General features: G+C 51.2%; 17 protein-coding genes. 2 read left to right on the forward strand and 15 right to left on the reverse strand.

The annotated features are described in order from the left end of the window. Window positions 1-144: 144 nt before the first annotated feature. The 5 genes from prpF to M0415_RS17405 all read right to left on the reverse strand — a co-directional run bounded on the left by prpF (window position 145) and on the right by M0415_RS17405 (window position 7,249). Window positions 145-1,338 (reverse strand): 2-methylaconitate cis-trans isomerase PrpF, encoded by a 1,194-nt coding sequence (gene prpF / locus M0415_RS17385; protein WP_249556383.1) that lies wholly within the window; start codon window positions 1,336-1,338, stop codon window positions 145-147. An 86-nt stretch (window positions 1,339-1,424) separates the two neighbouring features. After that, the gene (gene acnD / locus M0415_RS17390; protein ID WP_249556382.1) at window positions 1,425-4,028 is read right to left on the reverse strand and encodes a Fe/S-dependent 2-methylisocitrate dehydratase AcnD; all 2,604 of its coding nucleotides are present in this window, start codon (window positions 4,026-4,028) and stop codon (window positions 1,425-1,427) included. 126 nt (window positions 4,029-4,154) lie between these two features. Next, window positions 4,155-5,282, reverse strand: a complete 1,128-nt coding sequence (gene prpC / locus M0415_RS17395; RefSeq protein ID WP_249556381.1) for a bifunctional 2-methylcitrate synthase/citrate synthase — start codon at window positions 5,280-5,282, stop codon at window positions 4,155-4,157. A 233-nt stretch (window positions 5,283-5,515) separates the two neighbouring features. After that, window positions 5,516-6,394 (reverse strand): methylisocitrate lyase, encoded by an 879-nt coding sequence (prpB, locus tag M0415_RS17400; protein WP_249556380.1) that lies wholly within the window; start codon window positions 6,392-6,394, stop codon window positions 5,516-5,518. 66 nt (window positions 6,395-6,460) lie between these two features. Then, entirely contained in the window at window positions 6,461-7,249 is a 789-nt protein-coding gene (locus M0415_RS17405; RefSeq protein WP_249556379.1) for a GntR family transcriptional regulator, read from the reverse strand. 348 nt (window positions 7,250-7,597) lie between these two features. Between M0415_RS17405 and M0415_RS17410 the strand changes: the two genes are divergently transcribed. Continuing rightward, on the forward strand, window positions 7,598-8,071 hold the full coding sequence (locus tag M0415_RS17410) for a 2-thiouracil desulfurase family protein (protein WP_249556378.1): 474 nt from the start codon (window positions 7,598-7,600) through the stop codon (window positions 8,069-8,071). Between the two features lie 59 nt (window positions 8,072-8,130). On the opposite strand, the gene yihG (M0415_RS17415) is transcribed toward M0415_RS17410, so the two are convergent. The 3 genes from yihG (M0415_RS17415) to M0415_RS17425 all read right to left on the reverse strand — a co-directional run bounded on the left by yihG (M0415_RS17415) (window position 8,131) and on the right by M0415_RS17425 (window position 11,609). Continuing rightward, window positions 8,131-9,072, reverse strand: a complete 942-nt coding sequence (gene yihG, locus M0415_RS17415; RefSeq protein WP_011718561.1) for a 1-acylglycerol-3-phosphate O-acyltransferase, YihG family — start codon at window positions 9,070-9,072, stop codon at window positions 8,131-8,133. A 7-nt stretch (window positions 9,073-9,079) separates the two neighbouring features. Further along, a complete protein-coding gene (gene yihG / locus M0415_RS17420) occupies window positions 9,080-9,982 on the reverse strand; it encodes a 1-acylglycerol-3-phosphate O-acyltransferase, YihG family (RefSeq protein ID WP_249556377.1) in 903 nt (300 codons plus the stop codon). Window positions 9,983-10,082: 100 nt separating this feature from the next. Then, the gene (locus M0415_RS17425) at window positions 10,083-11,609 is read right to left on the reverse strand and encodes a YifB family Mg chelatase-like AAA ATPase (protein WP_249556376.1); all 1,527 of its coding nucleotides are present in this window, start codon (window positions 11,607-11,609) and stop codon (window positions 10,083-10,085) included. Window positions 11,610-11,825: 216 nt separating this feature from the next. Between M0415_RS17425 and M0415_RS17430 the strand changes: the two genes are divergently transcribed. Further along, window positions 11,826-12,944 carry a DUF1963 domain-containing protein gene (locus M0415_RS17430; protein WP_249556375.1) on the forward strand — a complete coding sequence of 373 codons (1,119 nt, stop codon included), beginning with the start codon at window positions 11,826-11,828 and terminating at the stop codon, window positions 12,942-12,944. 5 nt (window positions 12,945-12,949) lie between these two features. Here M0415_RS17430 and M0415_RS17435 read toward each other — a convergent pair whose 3' ends face one another. The 7 genes from M0415_RS17435 to spoT form a co-directional block, all read right to left on the reverse strand. Beyond that, the gene (locus tag M0415_RS17435; RefSeq protein ID WP_088212277.1) at window positions 12,950-13,546 is read right to left on the reverse strand and encodes a response regulator transcription factor; all 597 of its coding nucleotides are present in this window, start codon (window positions 13,544-13,546) and stop codon (window positions 12,950-12,952) included. Continuing rightward, entirely contained in the window at window positions 13,546-14,625 is a 1,080-nt protein-coding gene (locus tag M0415_RS17440; protein ID WP_088212278.1) for a sensor histidine kinase, read from the reverse strand. Before M0415_RS17440 ends, M0415_RS17435 begins: the two co-directional genes overlap by 1 nt. An 83-nt stretch (window positions 14,626-14,708) precedes the next feature. Then, a complete protein-coding gene (locus tag M0415_RS17445; RefSeq protein ID WP_249556374.1) occupies window positions 14,709-15,413 on the reverse strand; it encodes a tetratricopeptide repeat protein in 705 nt (234 codons plus the stop codon). A 176-nt stretch (window positions 15,414-15,589) separates the two neighbouring features. Continuing rightward, on the reverse strand, window positions 15,590-16,540 hold the full coding sequence (locus M0415_RS17450) for a calcium/sodium antiporter (protein ID WP_249556373.1): 951 nt from the start codon (window positions 16,538-16,540) through the stop codon (window positions 15,590-15,592). A 170-nt stretch (window positions 16,541-16,710) separates the two neighbouring features. Next, on the reverse strand, window positions 16,711-18,375 hold the full coding sequence (locus M0415_RS17455; RefSeq protein WP_249556372.1) for an AMP-binding protein: 1,665 nt from the start codon (window positions 18,373-18,375) through the stop codon (window positions 16,711-16,713). Between the two features lie 233 nt (window positions 18,376-18,608). Next, window positions 18,609-18,992: a deaminase RidA gene (gene ridA / locus M0415_RS17460; RefSeq protein ID WP_011624341.1), complete on the reverse strand. Its 384-nt coding sequence runs from the start codon at window positions 18,990-18,992 to the stop codon at window positions 18,609-18,611. A 21-nt stretch (window positions 18,993-19,013) separates the two neighbouring features. Further along, window positions 19,014-21,116 (reverse strand): bifunctional GTP diphosphokinase/guanosine-3',5'-bis pyrophosphate 3'-pyrophosphohydrolase, encoded by a 2,103-nt coding sequence (gene spoT, locus M0415_RS17465; RefSeq protein WP_011624879.1) that lies wholly within the window; start codon window positions 21,114-21,116, stop codon window positions 19,014-19,016. Window positions 21,117-21,140 lie beyond the last annotated feature (24 nt).

Raw genomic sequence — 21,140 nt, forward strand, 5'->3', positions numbered from 1 at the left:
GCTTGTTGTTATTATTTGCTGTCGGGGGGATTTTAGCAGTTTTTACCGTATGTCGACACAAGCTGATAACACTGTGAGACAAATAAAAAAAGACCTTGCCGGAAGGGGGAGAAGCAAGGTCTTTGGTTGAACTCTTTTCTTGGCTTAAGCCGTTGGTACGCGCACAAAGCCTTCCATTAGCACGCGGGCGCTACGGCTCATAATGGCTTTGATGACTGTCCATTCGCCATTTTCCAATGTGGCCTGGGCACCCACTCGTAAGGTGCCCGATGGATGACCAAAGCGCACAGCTTCCTTCTCGCCACCGCCGGCGGCGAGGTTGACTAGAGTGCCGGGAATCGCGGCTGCCGTGCCAATCGCTACGGCGGCTGTGCCCATCATTGCATGGTGTAATTTACCCATGGAAAGGGCGCGAACCAGCAGGTCGATTTCCTCTGCTGCGACAGCCTTACCACTCGATGACACATAGCTGGTGGGTTTCGCCACAAAGGCCACTTTGGGCGTATGTTGGCGTGATGCGGCCTCATCAATATGCTTGATAAGTCCCATACGCACTGCGCCATGGGCGCGAATGGTTTCAAACTTGGCAAGGGCGGCGTTATCGCTGTTGATATCGTCTTGTAGCTCAGTACCCGTGTAACCTAAGTCTTCGGCATTGATAAAGATGGTCGGGATGCCCGCATTAATCATGGTTGCATTAAAGCTGCCAACGCCCGGTACTTCGAGCACATCCACTAAGTTACCCGTGGGGAACATGCTGCCCCCGTCTCCATCTTCATCGGCGGCGGGATTCATAAATTCGATTTGCACTTCAGCGGCGGGGAAGGTCACGCCATCGAGCTCAAAATCACCGGTTTCCTGCACTTCACCATTTGTAATCGGCACGTGGGCAATAATGGTTTTAGCGATATTGGCCTGCCAAATACGCACAGTGCAGATACCGTTTTGCGGGATGCGCGAAGCATCAATCAGGCCATTGCTAATGGCAAAGGCGCCGACGGCGGCGGTTAAGTTGCCACAATTTCCGCTCCAATCCACAAAGGGTTTGTCGATCGACACTTGGCCGAACAGATAGTCAACATCGTGGTCGGCTTGGGTACTCTTAGACAGGATCACGGTTTTGCTGGTGCTTGAGGTAGCGCCGCCCATACCGTCAATCTGCTTACCATAGGGGTCTGGGCTGCCAATTACGCGCAGCAGCAGGGTATCTCGAGCAGGACCTGGTACTTGGGCCGCCTCGGGTAAATCTTGCAGGCGGAAAAACACCCCTTTGCTGGTGCCGCCGCGCATATAAGTGGCGGCTACTTTAATCTGGGGCGGAAACGGATTCTTGCTCATGCTATTAACTCCAAGGGGAATCGCGAAAAGGTTAGCGTTGATATAGGCGGCAAGCTTGTCGGCATTGCCGCCTTTTAGCGCGAGTCTTACTTCAGATTTGACTCTAAAAAGTCCTGCGCAAAACGCTGCAGCACGCCGCCAGCCGAGTAGATAGATACTTCTTCTGCGGTATCTAAACGACAGGTCACAGGCACTTCGACACGCTCACCGTTTTTACGGGTGATGATAACCGTCAGATCTGCACGTGGTGCTATGTCACCATAAACGTCAAACACTTCAGTACCATCGATGCCGTAGGTCGCGCGATTCTCACCCGCTTTAAATTCCAGCGGTAATACACCCATACCCACTAGGTTAGTGCGGTGAATACGCTCGAAGCCTTCGGCAACAATGGCCTCCACGCCCGCTAAACGCACGCCCTTGGCGGCCCAGTCACGGGATGAACCCTGACCGTAGTCGGCGCCGGCGATAATGATCAGCGGCTGCTTGCGATCCATATAGGTTTCAATGGCTTCCCACATGCGAGTCACTTGGCCTTCTGGTTCGATACGCGCCAGAGAGCCCTGTTTAACCTTGCCATCGACAATCGCCATCTCGTTTTTGAGTTTAGGGTTGGCAAAGGTCGCGCGCTGCGCCGTTAAGTGGTCGCCCCTGTGGGTGGCGTAGGAGTTAAAGTCTTCCTCTGGCAGACCCATTTTGTGCAGGTATTCCCCCGCCGCGCTGTCCATCATGATCGCGTTCGATGGCGATAAATGGTCGGTGGTGATGTTGTCGCCTAATACCGCCAGTGGACGCATGCCCTTGAGGGTGCGCTCGCCCGCTAATGCGCCTTCCCAGTAAGGTGGTCGGCGGATATAGGTCGATTGTGGGCGCCAGTCGTACAGTGGTGTGACCTTATCGCCATAGTCGACGCTTAAATCAAACATTGGCTCGTAGACTTTACGGAACTGCTCAGGCTTAACACTTTTCGCAATCACGGCATCGATCTCGGCATCGCTTGGCCAAATGTCGATTAAACGCACTGGGTTACCGTCTTTATCGTGGCCTAACACATCCTTCTCAATATCGAAGCGGATGGTACCTGCGATCGCATAGGCCACCACTAATGGTGGTGATGCGAGGAAGGCTTGCTTAGCGTAAGGGTGAATACGACCGTCGAAGTTACGGTTACCAGATAATACGGCGGTGGCGTAAAGATCGCGATCAATCACTTCCTGTTGGATAACTGGGTCGAGCGCGCCGCTCATACCGTTACAGGTAGTACAGGCAAAACCAACGATTCCGAAGCCTAGGGATTCAAGCTCTGGCAATAGATTGGCTTCTTCTAAATACAGTTGCACCGCCTTAGAGCCGGGGGCTAAAGAGCTCTTAACCCAAGGTTTACGGCTTAAGCCCTTGGTATTAGCGTTACGTGCCAGCAGGCCCGCCGCAATCACGTTGCGTGGATTACTGGTGTTGGTGCAGCTGGTGATGGCGGCAATAATCACGGCGCCATCTGGCATTAAGCCGGGCTCGTTTTCAACTACGCCGCTAATGCCGCGCGCGGCAAGCTCAGAGGTTGGCACGCGGGCATGTGGGTTAGACGGACCCGCGATAGTGCGCACAACCGATGACAGATCAAAGCGCAGGGTACGTGGGTATTCTGCATGTTTAAGGTCATCGCTCCACAAACCTGTGGTCTTAGCATAGGTTTCAACCAGCTTAACTTGCTCGTCGCTACGGCCCGTGAGGGTTAAGTAGTCCAGTGTTTGTTGGTCGATATAGAACATGGCGGCGGTGGCGCCAAATTCTGGGGTCATGTTAGAGATGGTTGCGCGATCGCCAAGAGTTAAGGCCTCAGCGCCTTCGCCGAAGAACTCTAAGTAGGATGAAACCACTTTTTCCTTACGCAGGAATTCGGTCAGGGCTAAAACGATATCGGTTGCAGTAATGCCAGGCTGCGGTTTGCCCGTTAACTCAACGCCGATAATGTCTGGCAGACGCATATAAGATGCGCGGCCTAACATCACGCTTTCTGCTTCAAGTCCACCCACACCTATGGCGATAACGCCGAGTGCATCCACGTGTGGCGTGTGACTGTCGGTGCCCACTAAGGTATCAGGGAAGGCAACACCGTCGCGCGCATGCACCACAGGTGACATTCGCTCGAGGTTAATCTGGTGCATGATGCCGTTACCCTGAGGGATCACATCGATGTTTTTAAAGGCTTTTTGCGTCCAGTTGATAAAGTGGAATCTGTCTTCGTTGCGTCTGTCTTCGATGGCGCGGTTTTTCGCAAAGGCGTCTTTATCGAAGCCGCCGTATTCCACTGCCAATGAGTGGTCAACAATCAGCTGGGTTGGCACCACTGGGTTAACCTGCGCAGGATCGCCACCCTTAGCGGCAATTGCATCACGCAGACCCGCTAAGTCAACCAGCGCGGTTTGCCCTAAAATATCGTGGCACACGACGCGTGCTGGAAACCAAGGGAAATCCAGTTCTTGTTTTGATTCAATAATTTGTTTTAGTGAGGCGGTAAGCGCCTCTGGCTCGCAGCGACGGACTAAGTTTTCAGCCAGTACACGAGAGGTGTAGGGCAGTTTCGCGTAGGCGCCGGGGCTGATGGCTTCAACGGCTTCACGGGTGTCGAAATAGTCGAGCGCAGTGCCTGGTAAGGGCTTGCGATATAAGGTATTCATGGCTGTGGTCATAACCTAACCTATTCTTATTACATCAGTTCTCATTACATCAGTGCATAAACATTTGAGTTTGCACATTATTCACACTGGGTTCTGTTGGCGAAACTGACGCCTAAGCGCCAGTTTCTGTTGTGTCGATTAACGGTCCGAAATCGGCACGACTTTACGTAAAGCCACACCCACATAGTCGGCACTTGGGCGAATAATGCGGTTGTTTGAGCGTTGTTCCATCACGTGTGCCGTCCAACCTGTTACCCGTGAACAAACGAAGATTGGGGTAAATAGCTTGGTTGGAATGCCCATGAAGTGGTAGGCACTGGCGTGGAAGAAGTCGGCGTTACAGAAGAGTTTCTTCTGTTCCCACATCAGGGCTTCACAGGCGACCGATACGCGGTAGAGGCGATCGTCACCGTAATCGGCGGCCAGCTTTTCAGACCATTCTTTGATGATGGCGTTACGTGGGTCTGACTCACGGTAGATGGCGTGACCAAAGCCCATGATCTTCTCTTTACGCTCGAGTTTACCCATCAACACATCGCGGGCATCGGCTTCGTCTTTCATATCTTGGATCAGTTCCATCGCCGCTTCGTTAGCGCCGCCGTGTAGCGGACCACGCAGTGAGCCGATAGCACCGGTCACACATGAATGCATATCCGACAGGGTCGATGCACACACACGGGCGGTAAAGGTTGAAGCGTTAAACTCATGCTCTGCATACAGAATTAAGGATACGTCCATCACCTTAGCGTGCAGCGCCGATGGGGCTTTGCCGTGCAGCAGGTGTAGGAAGTGAGCACCGATTTGCTCATCATTAGTTTCGGTTTCGATGCGCACGCCATCGTGGCTAAAGCGATACCAGTAGCAGATGATCGATGGGAAGGCCGCCAGTAAACGGTCGGCAATTTGGCTTTGCTCGCTAAAGCTGTGCTCGGCTTCGAGGTTACCCAGCATAGAACAACCGGTACGCATCACATCCATTGGATGGGCGTCGGCAGGAATGCGCTCTAACACTTCTTTTAATGCCTGTGGCAGGCCGCGCATGCCTTTAAGTTTGGTCTTGTAGGCTTCGAGTTGTGCTGTGGTTGGCAGCTCACCGTAGAGGATGAGGTGGGCGACTTCTTCAAAAGTCGCGTTTTCGGCCAGATCTTTCACATCGTAACCGCGGTAGGTCAGGCCGCTGCCCGATACACCTACGGTACTTAATGCGGTTTCACCCGCGCTCTGGCCACGTAATCCTGCACCACTTAATTTTTTTGCGTCTGACATAATCCTTCCCTTCCGTTAACGCTATGGTTATTGCAGACAGGCTCAAAATTGGCCGTCTACCTTTTTGGTTAAAGCTGCATAATGTTGGCGAAATACTCGTTTCGACCTTATGTAGGGTTGCAGCGTGTCGGTGATGCATGAGCCGTTATTTGAGGTCGCGGCTCGTGCAGCTGGGTATCAGTAACAACGCGAAGCCAAAGCTTCTACTGACGTCCATGGTCTGTACTTATCTTTTACTTATCTTGGCTAAACAATTGATCTAACTTGTCTTCAAAGGCGTGGTAGCCCAAGTACTTATACAGATCCGCACGGGTCTGCATAGTGTCTAAGACATTGCGTTGATGACCATCATTCATCAGCGCTTGCATCACTTTCAGTGCGGCTTGGTTAGCGGCGCGGAAAGTACCGAGTGGGTAAAGCACCATGTCGGCGCCCGCTTCGGCGAGTTCTTCTTTGTTGAACAGTTGGGTTTGGCCAAATTCGGTCATGTTCGCCAGGATTGGTGCGTTAACCTGCGCTTTGAAGTGGCGATATTGGTTGAGCTCAGTTAAGGCTTCGGCGAAAATCATGTCGGCACCGGCGGCGATATAGGCTTTTGCACGTTCGATACCCGTTTCTAAACCTTCAACGGCAACCGCATCGGTACGCGCCATGATCACAAAGTTAGGATCGGTACGGGCATCAACGGCGGCCTTGATACGGTCAACCATTTCCTCTGTGCTCACTACCGCTTTGTTGGGTCTGTGGCCACAACGTTTTTGCGATACTTGGTCTTCCATGTGCACGGCGGCAACACCGGCTTTTTCAAATTCTTTGATGGTGCGGGCGATGTTAAAGGCGCCGCCCCAACCTGTGTCGATATCGACCAGCAGTGGCAGTTGGGTTGCAGAGGTGATACGACCGGCATCGATCAGCACGTCGTTCATCGAGGTCATGCCTAAATCCGGTAAACCGTAGGAGGCGTTCGCTACGCCTGCGCCCGACAGATACAGGGCTTGGAAACCCGTTTGCTCCGCCATCAGGGCGAAATAGGCATTAGTGGTGCCGACGATTTGCAGCGGTTTTGAGTTAGCAAGAGCTTGGCGAAAACGTAATCCTGCGCTTTGGGTCATGGTCTTGTCCTTATCCTATTTAGGGTACTGAGTGTTCAGCATTGGATGCTTATGGGCCGCAACGCCTTAGTTAATATTGGCTAAGGTTTCTTTCGCGGCGGCGTTAGCTTGTAATTCAATCAAGCGTAATTCGGTATTTTTACGGCCTTGCTCAATATGGCGACGCATCAACAGACTGGCGAGTTCGCCATCACGCTGGGCGATGGCCTCGACGATACGTCTATGTTCGGCAATGGCTTTTACTGGGCGATTCTTATTGGTGCACTGATAGCGGTACATCCGTAGCAGATGGTAGAGCCCGCCAATTAAGGTTTCTTGCAGATGCTTATTGCCGCTGGCTTGGATGATTTGGTAGTGGAAGTCGACATCGCCTTCCTCTTGGAAATAGGTATCGCCATTGGCCAGCGCGGTTTCTTGCACGGCGAGTAAGTCTTCTAACTTGGCTAGCTGCTCAGGGGTAATACGGCTGGCGGCAAGTTCGCAGGCCATGCCTTCGAGCACACTACGTAATTGATATAAATCGTTTAACTCGCTCACTGTGAGCTGGGCGACTCGGGCACCGACATGGGGGGCGCGGACAACGAGACGTTGTCTTTCTAAGGTTTGCAGCGCCTCACGGGTCGGGCCACGGCTGATGCCATATTTTTCGGCGAGGGCTTGTTCGTTGATCTTACTGCCCGCAGGCAGTTCACCCTTGATGATGCTGGTTTGTATTTGCACCAAAATTTGATCGGCTAAGGTGGTCGACGATTTTTCGCTGGCGAGGGATTTCACCTTATTCGTTGTGCTCGTCGCAGCATGAGCCACTGAGCTTTGGGTGTCATCTGTGGGGAATATGGTTTCTTGCTTCAACATACTTCGCATCACTCGTTGATTGCTGGATTGTCGACAATGGGTAAAAAATAGTCCCGTTAAAGGTTATTGTCAACAATGTGTTTACTTAGACGTAAGTCTATACATCTGAATTGTGAAATGTTAATTGTTGTATTTGTTGATTATTTTGTGGTTTTACTGATTTTGATTATTTTGTCTTCTCTATTTTGTAATTGATAATTGTCGACAATTTTGGTGTTGAGTGATGTCTGATGGTGCTATAAAACGCAGCTTTTACCCCATTGCGACTTATTGAGTACAATGCTGAGAAGGTATTGGTTGGCACTCACAGGGTTAAGGCTCTCGGGGTTAAGGCATTAGGGGGACTGGATGGAAAAAATCCTCATTAGCAGTTGTTTGCTCGGGCAGGCGGTACGTTATGACGGCGGTCATAATCTGCTGCAAGACGAGTGGATACAGCGATGGCAGCGAGAAGGCCGCATAGTGGCGTTTTGTCCTGAATGTGCGGGCGGATTACCCACACCAAGGCCTGCGGCCGAACGTGTCGGCGAGCTAGTGCTAACGGCGCAGGGTGAAGATGTAACAGCGGCCTTTAGGCTGGGGGCACAAAAGGCGCTTGTTCTGGCTCAGGAGCAAGGCATTAAGGTAGCAATTTTAAAGGCGCGTAGTCCTTCCTGTGGCAATCAACATATTTATGATGGCACCTTCAGTAAACGTTTAATCGCAGGACAGGGAATGACGGCGGAATTACTGCAGGCGGCGGGTGTGAGCGTGTTTAATGAAACGGAATTGGCGCAAGTGGCAACGAGGCTGGCACAGCTTGAGGCGGAATCAGCGGGCTAGGTAAGCCTAACCCGCAATCGACTCACTTACATTCGTGAAGCTTAATTCGTAAATCTGTATCAGTGGAGCTGTGTGTGGGTGCTGGTGGCGCTATCCGTGAGCTGTCGATGTTGCAGTAATAGCGCATCGATTTGCTCGTCCTTCTCGACCCAAATTTGGTTTAACCAACGCTGAAACTCGACGCGGTACTCGGATTCGGCAAAGTAACGAGTCGCATCGACTTGGGGCACAGGTAAGGCGCGAACTCGCACCACAATCTTACGCACTTTGCCGTTCATCACGCCGAATAACACATCATCTGGGGCATCGGGATACACTAAGGTTACATCCAACAAATTGGTAAATTGCTCACCCATGGCTGACAGGGTAAAGGCAATACCGCCCGCCTTAGGACGCAGTAAATGGCGGTAAGGCGAATCCTGACGCTGGCGCTTGTCTTGGGTAAAGCGGCTGCCCTCAACATAGTTGATGATCGAGGTGGGCATATTTTTAAACTTCTCACAGGCGCGGCGAGTGGTGGCTAAATCTTTACCCTTAAGCTTTGGATTTTTCTTGAGTTTTGCCGGGCTAGTTCTGTCCATAAAGGGCATGTCGAGCGCCCAGCAACCTAGGCCCATAATAGGAACATAGATCAGCTCTTTCTTGAGGAAGAACTTCAGCATAGGAATATGGTTACGCAGTAGGTAAGTCTGCGCGGCAATATCAAAGCCACTGAGGTGGTTACTGATCAACAAGTACCAACCGTTTTTATCCAGTCCTTCGAGCCCTTGGACATCCCACTCGATTTTGGCAATCAAATACAAAATGCCACCATTGCAGCTCGCCCATGCCCACATAAAACGGTTCATCAGTGCGGTCACTGCGTTGCGAGCACTTGGGACAGGCATCAGCATTTTCACTAAACCACCGAGGCAAACTAAGGTTCCCCAAAGGGCGGTGTTAATGATCAGCAGGCTCAGACTGAGAATAAACAGCACTGGGCCGGGAAGGAAATTCAACATAGAGGTTTTACCTTACTTCTTGGTCCGCTTGGCCAGCCAGTTGGCTGAGCACTTGGTCTTTAGCGAGCCAAATGTCGTTCAATTGTTCTTGGAAGCCAATTTTGAAATCACGGTCATTCATGTAGTCGCCACGCATGTCCGGCGCGATATCACTCACTTTGATGTGTACTTTAACCTTTGGCAGCTTGCCTGTCAGGTAGTCCCAAAAGCTAGGGACTGGGCCCGGGTAGTAAATCGCAACATCCACTAACTTGTGGATCTGTTCTCCCATCGCCGATAGCGCGAAGGCCATGCCACCCGCTTTGGGTTTTAACAGATGTTGGAACTGTGAGTTTTGCTTTTTATGTTTAGCCTTAGTAAAGCGCGTACCCTCGACAAAGTTCATCACACTGACGGGTTTTGTCTTAAATTTCGCGCAGGCTTTACGTGTAATTTCAATATCTTTGCCCTTAAGCTTTGGATTTTTCTTCAGCTGTGCCGTGCTATAGCGGCGCATAAAGGGAAAGTCTAATGCCCACCACGCCAGTCCAAGGACTGGTACATAAAGCAGTTCCTGTTTGAGGAAGAACTTCAGGAAAGGAATGCGGCGGTTAAACACCCGTTGCAGGATTAAAATATCGACCCAGGACTGATGGTTAGCAATCACCATATACCATTCTTTGGTCGAGAATAGGGTGTCACCCGTGAGTTCGACGTCGACTGGGTGCAGCACTCGTTCTATCACGCCATTGACGCTGATCCAGGCGCTCGCGCAAAAGTCGAGAAAGTAGCTTATGCCCGTTCTCAGTGGAGGCAGAGGGATAAGCTTTATCAGGCTGCCGAGCACTATAGGTATCACCCAAAACAAGGTATTCACGACATAGCCTAAGAAGGCAATGCAGCCTTTTAATTGTGAAAACAGCGTCCCCATTAGTGCCTCCTGATAAAAATTGGAGGCCTATGTTACTCGGTGTCGGCGTTTGGCTCAATCTTACGGCAGCTGGTCGGGGCATTTGTTAACATTTTAAGCCTCAATATTGCTGGGATAAGCGGGCTAATAGCTTGTCCATGGCGCGATAACCTAAGGCTTGGGCGAGGTGGCGCCGTTCGGTATTGGGTGCTTGCTCCAGATCGGCAATGGTGCGGGCAACGCGTTGAATGCGGTGGAAGCTGCGAACGGATAACCCAAGCTTGACGACACTCTGCTCTAAAAAGCCTAAGTCGGCGTCGCTGAGGCCGCCGAATTGTTTTAGCTGTTTTCCCGAGAGTTCACTGTTGAGCACGCCTGCTCGCGCCAGTTGGCTATCGCGGGCGCGTTTGACTCGTTTAGCTATTTCATCACTGGTTTCGCTGGTCGTTGTTGGTTGTGTGAGTGTGCCCGCGGGGAGTTTTGGGACTTCGATGGTTAGGTCGAACCTATCTAAGAAAGGCCCCGACAGTCTGGCGAGATAACGCTGAACCTGATCGGGTGTGGCGCGGTTCGCCCCTTCAATATCACCGCTGGGGCTGGGATTCATGGCGGCGATCAACTGAAAGCGGCTTAAAAAAGTTAACTTAGCGGCGGCGCGGGAGATCACTACTTCGCCCGTTTCCATGGGTTCACGCAGGCAATCGAGCACCTTACGGGGGAACTCGGCGACTTCATCCAAAAACAACACCCCGCGATGGGCTAGGGAGATTTCCCCAGGTTTAGGAATGCTACCACCGCCGACCAAGGAGATGGACGAACTGGTATGGTGCGGCGCGCGAAACGGCCTCTTCAAAAAATCCTGCGGTTTGATATTAATGCCCGCCACCGAATGAATGGCGGCGACCTCTAATGCCTCTTCGTAATTGAGTATGGGCAATAAGGCCATAATTCGGCTGGCTAACATGGTTTTGCCTGTGCCCGGCGGGCCGAGCATCAGTAAGTTATGGTTTCCGGCCGCAGCGATTTCGAGGGCTTGTTTGGCTTGATACTGGCCTATGACGTCGCTCAGGCAAGGCTGGGTGGTTGGCGCCTCGTCGCTAATCCATTCGAGCTGTTGCTCGAGCATAGGCAATGGCGCCTGTCCGTGGAGAAACGCGGCTAAGCTTTGCAGATGGGAAGCAAAATAGACGCTGTGATAGCCCACAAGCTCGGCATCGTGGCGATTCTCTAAGGGAAGAATTAGCTGATTGTTATGACGTTTAGCCGCAATGATGGCGGGTAGTAACCCTTGGCAATGGCGTATCTGCCCCGAGAGCGCGAGCTCGCCGACAAATTCGGTATTTTTAAGGCTGCTGGCGGGGATTTGCTCCGAAGCCGCCAGAATGCCTATGGCGATGGGCAAATCGTAACGGCCCCCTTGTTTGGGTAAGTCCGCCGGCGCGAGATTAACCGTTATCCTGCGCATGGGGAATTCAAATCCCGCATTAATCAAGGCGCTGCGTACGCGCTCGCGCGCTTCTTTGACCGAGGCTTCGGGTAAGCCCACCAGATTAAAGGCGGGGAGGCCATTACTGAGATGCACTTCAACGATGACTTCTGGAGCCTCAACACCGCAACTGGCTCGGGTATGCACGCAGGCTATCGCCATAAACAAATCCTTTTGTTGATCTTTTTGCGCAGAATTTGAGTGTAGCAGTAATTCGCCTAAGGGTTTTCAATTCACAGGATCGCTGTCCGCCAGAGCCGCAAGCGGCTGACTCAGGCGGTAGCGTTAGCGTGATAGCCTTGGCAGTTTGACCTGCTGAGCGATAGCAAATATTTGATAGAAATGATAAAAAGCCAACATTGGAGTAGTGAGGTAAATATGGATATGTTGTTAGCAGAAAATTCCCCCATTCGTCAGCAGTTGCTCGAGCAAAAGCTGGCACAGTTTAAAGACCCCAACCTTGCCAACGTTCTCTCGGCGTTTATTCGCAGTAGTGTCGATCTCTATCCCTGCGCAATCGAAGACTATGCCCTGTTAGGTAACAGCCGATTGGGTGGATTGCCGGATTTACCTGTTGGCATGGATTATCCGGTGACTTTGGTCGGAAGGGAGGAGATGTTGGATGCTTACGCTGAGGAATTCGACCACACTCGCGAGTATGTCGAGGAGCATTATTGTTGGTCGCAAGATTGGGACTGGGACGAGGCGGCGCAGGCCTTCCGTGTGCCCATGCAATTTATCGCACAGCTCAATTGTAGCGACCTGAAGGCGTTTCAATCTTATTTGCCCCGAGAAGGGCGATTGTTGTTCTTCTTGGAGCGCTGGCGATTCTCAGAAATGCTTCGCGGCCATGTCTATTATGTCGCTGAAGATCAGCAGCTTAACTCTGGGAAAGCGATTGCCGAACATAAGTTCGACGATGCTGTCTGTGCAAACTATGAGTATGAGGCGGCTTATCAACTTCAGGGGATTGCCAGCATTAAGATGATAGCCACTGACATGATTAATAGTGACAACCCGCATTTATTAACGTTAGCCAAGGCGCGTTTACAAGCGCTACCAGAACCGCAACAAGCCATGATGCTGGAGGCCCTTGAGGTTGTGGATGATGAATTGGCACCAGAGTGGCAAGATCAGCTCTATTCCTTTGATCTAATGAAAATGAATAAACACGGGTTAATCCCCGGTCAGATTCTTACTCAAGCACAATGGTCTGCGCTACCCGAATGGCAGTCATCCAACTTGCAGGCATTGCTCGTCCCCGAGCAGCCGCTGCCGTATTACAATGGTATCGCCAGCATTAATGGTCATGGTGATAGCGGCTATAAAGCCCCCGAGCTCAACGCCGCGGCTGAATTAGGCGGCAATGCTGAAGATTATCTGGTGCTGTTCAAAGCCGTCTATAGTGAGCACTCAATGCAGTTGAATTTTATTATCCATCGGGATGATTTAGCCTTAGGAAAATTCGACCGCATTTACTGCATTTATGACAACTAGCAGAGCTATAACCAACCTTTTTGCTTGGCGATGCGGGCGGCATCGATTCGGTTGCTCGCATTGAGTTTGGCAATGGCTTCGGATAAATAGTTACGTACCGTGCCTTCGGCAATAAACAGCATCTCGGCTATCTCGGCGGTGGACTTGCCTTCACTGGCAAAACGTAGGGCGCGGCGCTCTTTATCATTGAGGGGATCGATATCGCCAATCGCCATGATTGCCAGCTCAGGATCGATAACCCGCTTACCCGCGATCACCTGTTGGATGGCGTTGACTAAGGTTTCCGATGGCGCATCTTTCAGTAAAAAACCACCCACGCCCGCTTCAATGGCGCGTTTGATGTAACCTGCGCGGCCAAAGGTAGTGATAACTACGACCTTGGTATGGCTATGTTGTTCTTTCAACCAAGACGCTAATTCTAGGCCGGTGCGACCTGGCATTTCGATATCCGTCAGCAATAGGTCGAAATGTTGTTGTTTCAGCAGGCTTAAGGCTTCATCGCCATTGCTGGCTTGGGTGATGGTAAAACCACCCGCTAGGGTTAACAGTGCTGCGAGCGCACCGCGTACCATAGCCTGATCTTCCGCGAGAAGAATGTGCATTAATCTGTTGCTCCCTGCAAAGGTAAGCTGACGCTAAAGGCGTATCCCTGTTCAAGATCATAGCTTAAATGTCCCCCAAGGCTAGCGAGCCGCTCGCGGATCCCTGTTAGGCCGTTACCCTCGATAATAGGGCTTGTTGGGGCGTTATCTTGCACATCGACGATAAGGCTATCGGCCTGCTCGCGAAACTGAATGCGACATTGGCTGGCGCTGCTGTGGCGCAGAATATTATTCACCAGCTCGGTTAACACTAAACCGAGCTGACTCTCTGCTCTGGCGGATAATTTGGGTAACTCGCCTAGTAGCTCCACCGCGATGCCCTTGTCCCTCAGGGTGTTACATAATTGAGTGACGCAGCTAGCCAACCCTTTATGTTTATAATCTGAGACCGTATGCCTTATTTGGCTCAAGCTCTCCCGAGCGATTTGTCCTAGCTCTTGCAACTGAGTGGTCGCTAATTGATATTCGTGTTTGGCGAGCAGTTTTTCCGCCAGTTCAGCCTTTAGGGCAATCGATGACAGACTGTGCCCCATGATATCGTGCAAGTCTCTGGCGATGCGCTCCCGTTCAACCATGGTCGCTAAGGTGCTGATCTCCTGCGCGCTTTGTCGCTCCTTCAATCTATGCTGATAACGTTTTTGCTCGGCTATCCCCAGCATGCCAACGCCGAAAACTAACGCCGAGCCATACACTGGGAAATACAGATTATTGAACTGGCTAAAGTGGTTGAGTAGGAACAGTAAAACCAAAATCCCAAACCAACTTAACAGGCTGACTCTGAGCGGATAGAAGAAGCCAATAAAGAAACTGGCAAAGGTAAAGAGAGAAATAGATCCAGGATTGATGGGTGTGATGGCAATGGCCAGTAATAGCATGACGCTGATGGGTCGATAAGCCACTCGAGTATGGCAGCGATAGGCCCAAAAGTAGCTGTAAATAAAGGGAATAAGTACGGCTAAAATGAGTCCTATCTGCCAGCTCGGATAGGGCGTGACAAACAGCGGGATCAGATAAAACGCCAGGTTAATCAGGTAAACCCATGCGATTTTTTGTTCTATTTGCACTGAATGTTGAGTCATGACGCTTCGCCTAAGGCCAATAGCTGGCTACCGATGGCAGGATTGGCCGCAAACGTCAGCCAATCCTTTTGCCTGTTCAGGGGTTATTTTGCACTTATTTGCTGATTTTGTTGAAGTAAAAACTTAGCCCAACCATAATCTTTTTCCACTTGCAGTGCCTGTTGCCAATCTTCGATAGCCCCTTGGGCGTCACCTAACTCCTGTTTTGCGAGTCCGCGCCAAGTGTAAGCTTCGGCCTCACCCCAGCAAATGTCCTCGCAAGGTTGATTAAACCGCTCAATGGCGCTGCTGGCGAGGGTCTTTGCATGCTGCATGCTGCCACCAAACATGGCGGGCGTATTATAGGCGGCAATCGCTTTAACCAATGCCACCCGCGGGTTAAGCGGTGCCAGCTGTTCGGCTTGGGCGATGGCATTGGCGGATTTAATCCCAAGCTCGGCGCCTTTACTGTTGTCCAAGGCGATTTGCATGCCATACACGGATGATAATAGCGCGAGGGATTCGGCATCGGCTTGGGTATTATTGAGGGCTTCTAAGCTGGTTTGCGCCGAAGCTAAGGCCTGATCCGCTAAGGTTTTTTGTCCCATCACATTGGCGCTGATGGCTAAGCGGTAGTTAGCATAAGCCGCTTCGTAATCCTGCGTTGTTGTGCTGAGCTGTTGCAATTTTTCGATATTCAAGGTGCTTGCCGCTTTGTCTACTTCTGCGATATTGAGGCTCGAGTTGGAAGCCGCGAATACAGGGGCGCAGGCGAGGGCAAGACTTGATAATAGTAAGAGTGTTTTCATGGTATTTCCTTATTGAAGTGATAACCCATTGCTTGGGGACGGCTTCATTATCAGAAATACCTTGGCCTGAGTGCAGGCACAAAGGTCATCAATTGGGCATGACAAATGTCATGTCTTAGGCCTAAAAGCAAAACACCGGAGAGGCTCCGGTGTTTTGTAAGATGAGGCGCAGCGCGTTATACGACCGCTTGGGTGCTGGCTTGGTTGACTAGGTACACCATGTAACCTAAGTAAGCGACAAGCAGCGTGGCACCTTCACGGCGACCGATACGCAAACCTGAACAAGCGAAGGGTAAAATCACCACGGCTAAGGCGAGCATCACGATAAAGTCGAAGGATTGGAAACCTAGGGCCGATACTGGGTGCACAATCGCAGTTACACCTAAAATACCTAAAATGTTGAATAGGTTAGAGCCAACCACGTTACCGATAGCGATATCGCTTTCACCTTTGAGCGCCGCTAAAACAGAGGTCACTAACTCTGGCATACTGGTGCCGATAGCGACAATGGTTAAGCCGATAATAACTTCGCTCACGCCAAATACCTTGGCTAAATCGACAGCGCCATTCACAAATAAAATCCCGCCACCGACTAACATGCCGATGCCTACAACAATAAATGCCACTGAGAGTAATGGGTTTTTAGGGCCTTCTTCGATGATTTCGCCGTCGGCATCTGTGGTATTTTTCGAGCTGAAATAGCTGAATACTAGGTAGCCAACAAGCAGTGATAATAAAATCACGCCGTCAATCAGGCTGAGTTCGCCATCCAATAACAATCCCCAAAACAGCATAGAGGCGAGGATCATCAAGGGGATATCCCGTCTTACCATTTGTGACTGTACTTGAATCGGGCGAATAAGCGCCGTTATCGCCAAAATCAAACCAATGTTGGCAATGTTAGAGCCGATCACGTTACCCAGTGCAATGCCGCTATTGCCCGCCAGTGCTGACTTAACACTCACCGCAAGTTCGGGCGCGCTGGTACCAAAGGCCACAATGGTTAAGCCGATGATGAGGGGCGTGATGCCAAGACGTAGGGCGATCGAGCTCGCGCCACGGACTAAGGCTTCTGCGCCTAAGGTTAAAATGATAAAGCCGCCGATAATTGAAAGTGCAATGAGCATTTTAGACTCTGTTAAACCTGATTGAGTGAATTGATTTAAGGTGTATCAGCTTATGCTGACAGGCGCACATGATACGTGTTTTTCAACCGTTTTGACAGAATATGTCATAAAAAAGCACACCGAAAAGGTGTGCTTTAGAGGTGAGTGTCATTACTTCAAGATTCGATGGGTTATTTTGCAGATAACTCATCTTCCCAGCGCACTTGCGCGCCGCGAATACCGTCGACACGCTCACTAAATGCCTTCTCGAGCACATGACGTTTGATCTTCAGCGTCGGAGTTAACACATCGTTTTCGATGGTCCAAGGCTCGTTCACGACCACAATCGCATCCACATGTTCATGGGACTCTAAATGTGGGTTCACACTATCGAGTGTCGCTTTTAAGGATGCGCGAACTTCTTCGCGGGCTTGTAAGGTCGCGCCCTCGGAAAGTTGCACTAACGCGACGGGATGCGGTAGGCCTGAGCCAATGACGCAAATCAGCTCCACATGGGGATCCTGCGCGAGCTTACGTTCAATCGGCACTGGGGCGACGTATTTACCCTTGGCGGTTTTAAAGTTGTCCTTCACGCGGCCAGTGATAGTCACGCAACCATCGGCGTCGATAGCGCAGAGATCGCCAGTATGGAAGAAACCATCGGGATCGAAGGCCGCCGCTGTCGCTTCGGGTTGCAGATAATAGGCTGTCATCAGGCCGGGACTCTTCAGCAGCAGTTCGCCGTCTTCACCTTGGCGGATTTGGCAATCCTGCACGGGTTTACCCACAGTGCCGATTTTACGCGCATCGAAGGGATAGTTGATGATGGAGTAAGCACAGTTTTCCGTCATGCCCCACGCTTCACAAATATCCAAGCCAATGCTGTGATACCAATGAATGAGTGAAGGCGGAATAGGCGCCGAACCAGAGCCGAGTAAGCGGCAATGGTTGAGTCCTAACCCTTTGTGGATCTTGTGTTTTACTAGGCTGCTAATCAGCGGGATCTTTAGCAGTAGATTGAGTTTGCCAACACCAATCTTGTCGATAATGTTTTTCTGGAACAGGCTCCACAGACGCGGAACCGAGAAAAATACCGTTGGTTTAGCGCGCTGCACATCGGCAACGAAGGAGTCTAAGCTTTCGACGAAGGCGACTGTACTGCCGGAATAAAAAGATGAGCCTTCGATCGCCACGCGCTCGGTAATATGCGCTAACGGTAAGTAGGACAATAATCTGTCGTTGCCATTGGTACGCAGATCGCGCACCACGGCTTGGCAAGTCCAGCCATAGCTGGCAAACGTCTGAATCGCGCCCTTCGGTTGGCCCGTTGAGCCTGAGGTGTAAATCAGGGTCATGGTCTGATCGAGCTCAGGTAACGGCGCTTCAATCAGAGGGTTGCCCATCTTGAGCAGTTGTTCCCATTGATATTGAGCCGGCATGGTTTCATAGGGCATGGCAAGGCGGAGTAATTCGCCGCCGACGCCAGCTTCTTGATCGGCCCAGTGGTCGAGCTTGCCGAGGAAAATCGCTTTAGCACCACTATGTTGAAGTACATAGCGGATGGTATCTGTATTGGCGGTGGGGTAGATGGGAACGCTGATATAGCCGCCGTGCATCAGGGCGAGGTCGGTAATAAACCATTCGGCGCAGTTTTTAGAGAGCACGGCAATCTTATCGCCCGGCTCTAGGCCTAAATGGCGCAGTGCACCCGCGAGTTGCTGCACTTTTTCTTGCACTTCATTCCACGTGAAATCAAGGTATTGACCCTTGATGGGCTGGCGCAAATAGATTTCATCCCCACGTGTATTCGCCCAGTGCGCCAACATTTCAACTGGCGTCTTAATCGCATTATCCATAGGCAATTCCCTGTTCTTTATTGTTATTTTAACCCCAACATAGGTGCCCAGTATGGCGAGTTTTGTGAGGCCACGCAAATAGTTTGCAAGATTGTAAAATCTTAAAATTGGCGGACTAGCCTATCGTTTGAGTATGAAATGAAAATGAACTTAATCACAGGTCAGAGCAGGAGCCGCAGGGCGCATTAGGCAATAAAAAAGGCGCCTAAGCGCCTCTTAAAATCGGTGGAAGCTTACAGCTCCATCACGCCGTCCATTTCGACTTGCGCATCCTTAGGCAGTTGCTTCACACCGATAGCGGCGCGAGCTGGGTAAGGTTGGCTAAAGTAACGGCTCATGATTTCATTCACTTTGGCGAAGTGGCTTAAGTCCGTCAGGAAGATATTGAGCTTGACGATATCGTTGATTGTGCCGCCAGCAGCGGTACAAACGGCCGTTAAGTTTTCAAACACTTGCACTACCTGCGCCTCAAAATCATCGCTCACGATTTGCATTGTGCTTGGCACCAGTGGGATTTGGCCGGATAAATACACTGTATTGCCGACTTTAACCGCTTGAGAATAAGTGCCAATTGCCGCTGGGGCGTTTTCGGTCGCGATAATGATTTTTTCTGCCATGACGCTCTCTCTAATAAATGATCAACGATTACGGGATGTACGCAACACCTCGGGCAGTACCCGGATACGGCGCATCACGTTAGCTAAATGGATCCTGTCCTTCACCGAAATCCGCAGGTTAATCAAGTAAACGCGGCCATCGCGTTCTTCGGTGCTAAGGTTGTGAATGTTCGAGCCTTCGGCGGCGATAATCGAGGTGATCTTCGCCAACGCACCTTGGTGGTTAACAATTTCCACCCGCAGATTGGCTTGATACTCGACGCCTTCGACATTGTCCCACTGTACGGGAATGTATTTATCGGGTTCGCCTTGGTAACCGCGAATGTTAGCGCAGTTTTCCATGTGGACGACTAAGCCTTTACCTTGGCTCACGTGGGCAATTACCGCATCACCTGGAATAGGGCGGCAACAGTTAGCGAAGGTTACTAACATGCCTTCGGCGCCACGGATTGGCATCAGGTGAGAATCGCGGCTCTCTTGATTCTCTAAATTATCGCCAATCAAACGTTGGGCGATGACTATGCTCATGGCATTGCCAAGGCCGATGTCGGCGAGTAAGGAATTTAAATTGGCGTGCTTGGTATCGCGCACGACTTTATCAATCTGCTCGGCTGGAATGCTATCGAGTTTGGTTTTACCCAGCGCATGGTTAAGCAAACGGCGGCCAAGGGCGATAGCATCGTCCGCTTTTAGGCTCTTAAGCACTTGGCGGATTTTGGCGCGGGCTTTACCCGTCACCACAAAGTTAAGCCAAGCGGCATTCGGCCGCGCGCCTTTGGCGGTAATGATCTCAACGGTTTGACCGGAGATTAATGGCTGGCTTAACGGATAAGCTTGGCGGTTAACGCGGGCACCGACACAGGTATTACCTACATCGGTGTGGACTTCATAGGCAAAGTCGACAGCGGTGGCGTTAACTGGTAATTCTAAAATGCGACCTTCGGGGGTAAAGACGTAAATCTCTTCGGGGAAGAGTTCAGTTTTGACGTTCTCCACGAATTCGAAGGAGGTGCTGGCGCTCTGTTGCAGTTCCAGCAAGCTTTGCATCCACTTGCGGGCACGCACTTGCGTGGTGGTGCCTTGACCATCGGCGCCGCCTTTGTAGGCCCAATGGGCTGCAACCCCTTTGTCGGCCATTTGGTCCATATCTTCGGTACGAATCTGGATCTCGACGGGCACGCCGTGGGGGCCGAATAACGAGGTATGTAGCGACTGATAACCGTTGGCTTTGGGGATAGCGATATAATCTTTAAAGCGACCCGGACGCGGTTTATACAGGCCGTGCATGGCACCGAGCACGCGGTAGCAAGTATCGATGGAGTCGACGATGACGCGAAAAGCGTAGATATCCATCACCTCTTGGAACTGCAGTTCCTTGCTCTGCATCTTGTTATAGATAGAGTAGAGGTTTTTCTCGCGACCTTTAACTTTGCCTTTAATGCCCGCATCGTTTAGACGGGTGAGTACCGCAGCCTCAATGCCTTGAATGAGCTCTTTACGGTTACCACGGGCCGCTTTAACCACTTCCTTTAACACCCGATAGCGCATCGGATAATAGGCTTGGAAGCCTAAATCCTCTAATTCCGTCTTGATATTGTGAATACCGAGTCGGTTGGCAATCGGTGCGTAAATTTCTAAGGTTTCGCGGGCAATGCGGCGGCGTTTATCGGGGCGCAGTGCACCTAAGGTGCGCATGTTGTGGGTACGGTCGGCAAGCTTGATGAGAATAACGCGGATATCCTGCGTCATCGCCATCATCATTTTGCGAAAGTTTTCCGCTTGGGCTTCTTTTTTGTCGCGAAATTTCAGCTTGTCGAGCTTAGACACCCCTTCAACCAGCTCAGCCACGGCTTCACCAAATTGCTCGGCCAAGTCCTCTTTGGTGACATAGGTATCTTCGATGGTGTCGTGCAACAAGGCCGCCATCAGCGTCTCGTGATCGAGACGCATCTCGGCGAGGATGCGGGCAACCGCAACCGGATGGGTAATATAAGGTTCGCCGCTGGTGCGCATTTGCCCTTCATGGGCATCACGCGCAACTTGGTACGCCTGCTTGAGCAATTCTACCTGTTCGGGTTCTAAGTAACCGGAAGCAGACTCCTTTAGACCTTCAAACAGATACAAGTGGCAGCTCTCCTTTACCCGAAC

Origin of the sequence: Shewanella sp. 10B (genome assembly GCF_023475885.1) — a bacterium.
GTDB classification, from domain to species: Bacteria; Pseudomonadota; Gammaproteobacteria; order Enterobacterales; family Shewanellaceae; genus Shewanella; species Shewanella mangrovisoli.

What these genes read in the sequence shown, in the direction of transcription:
- M0415_RS17445 (WP_249556374.1), bottom strand. Translation starts at nt 15,413, where the DNA reads ATGAAAACACTCTTACTATTATCAAGTCTTGCCCTCGCCTGCGCCCCT.
- prpF (WP_249556383.1), bottom strand. Translation starts at nt 1,338, where the DNA reads ATGAGCAAGAATCCGTTTCCGCCCCAGATTAAAGTAGCCGCCACTTAT.
- M0415_RS17410 (WP_249556378.1), top strand. Translation starts at nt 7,598, where the DNA reads ATGGAAAAAATCCTCATTAGCAGTTGTTTGCTCGGGCAGGCGGTACGT.
- acnD (WP_249556382.1), bottom strand. Translation starts at nt 4,028, where the DNA reads ATGACCACAGCCATGAATACCTTATATCGCAAGCCCTTACCAGGCACT.
- M0415_RS17435 (WP_088212277.1), bottom strand. Translation starts at nt 13,546, where the DNA reads ATGCACATTCTTCTCGCGGAAGATCAGGCTATGGTACGCGGTGCGCTC.
- M0415_RS17430 (WP_249556375.1), top strand. Translation starts at nt 11,826, where the DNA reads ATGGATATGTTGTTAGCAGAAAATTCCCCCATTCGTCAGCAGTTGCTC.
- M0415_RS17450 (WP_249556373.1), bottom strand. Translation starts at nt 16,540, where the DNA reads ATGCTCATTGCACTTTCAATTATCGGCGGCTTTATCATTTTAACCTTA.
- prpB (WP_249556380.1), bottom strand. Translation starts at nt 6,394, where the DNA reads ATGACCCAAAGCGCAGGATTACGTTTTCGCCAAGCTCTTGCTAACTCA.
- M0415_RS17440 (WP_088212278.1), bottom strand. Translation starts at nt 14,625, where the DNA reads ATGACTCAACATTCAGTGCAAATAGAACAAAAAATCGCATGGGTTTAC.
- yihG (WP_011718561.1), bottom strand. Translation starts at nt 9,072, where the DNA reads ATGTTGAATTTCCTTCCCGGCCCAGTGCTGTTTATTCTCAGTCTGAGC.
- M0415_RS17405 (WP_249556379.1), bottom strand. Translation starts at nt 7,249, where the DNA reads ATGTTGAAGCAAGAAACCATATTCCCCACAGATGACACCCAAAGCTCA.
- yihG (WP_249556377.1), bottom strand. Translation starts at nt 9,982, where the DNA reads ATGGGGACGCTGTTTTCACAATTAAAAGGCTGCATTGCCTTCTTAGGC.
- M0415_RS17455 (WP_249556372.1), bottom strand. Translation starts at nt 18,375, where the DNA reads ATGGATAATGCGATTAAGACGCCAGTTGAAATGTTGGCGCACTGGGCG.
- M0415_RS17425 (WP_249556376.1), bottom strand. Translation starts at nt 11,609, where the DNA reads ATGGCGATAGCCTGCGTGCATACCCGAGCCAGTTGCGGTGTTGAGGCT.
- prpC (WP_249556381.1), bottom strand. Translation starts at nt 5,282, where the DNA reads ATGTCAGACGCAAAAAAATTAAGTGGTGCAGGATTACGTGGCCAGAGC.
- ridA (WP_011624341.1), bottom strand. Translation starts at nt 18,992, where the DNA reads ATGGCAGAAAAAATCATTATCGCGACCGAAAACGCCCCAGCGGCAATT.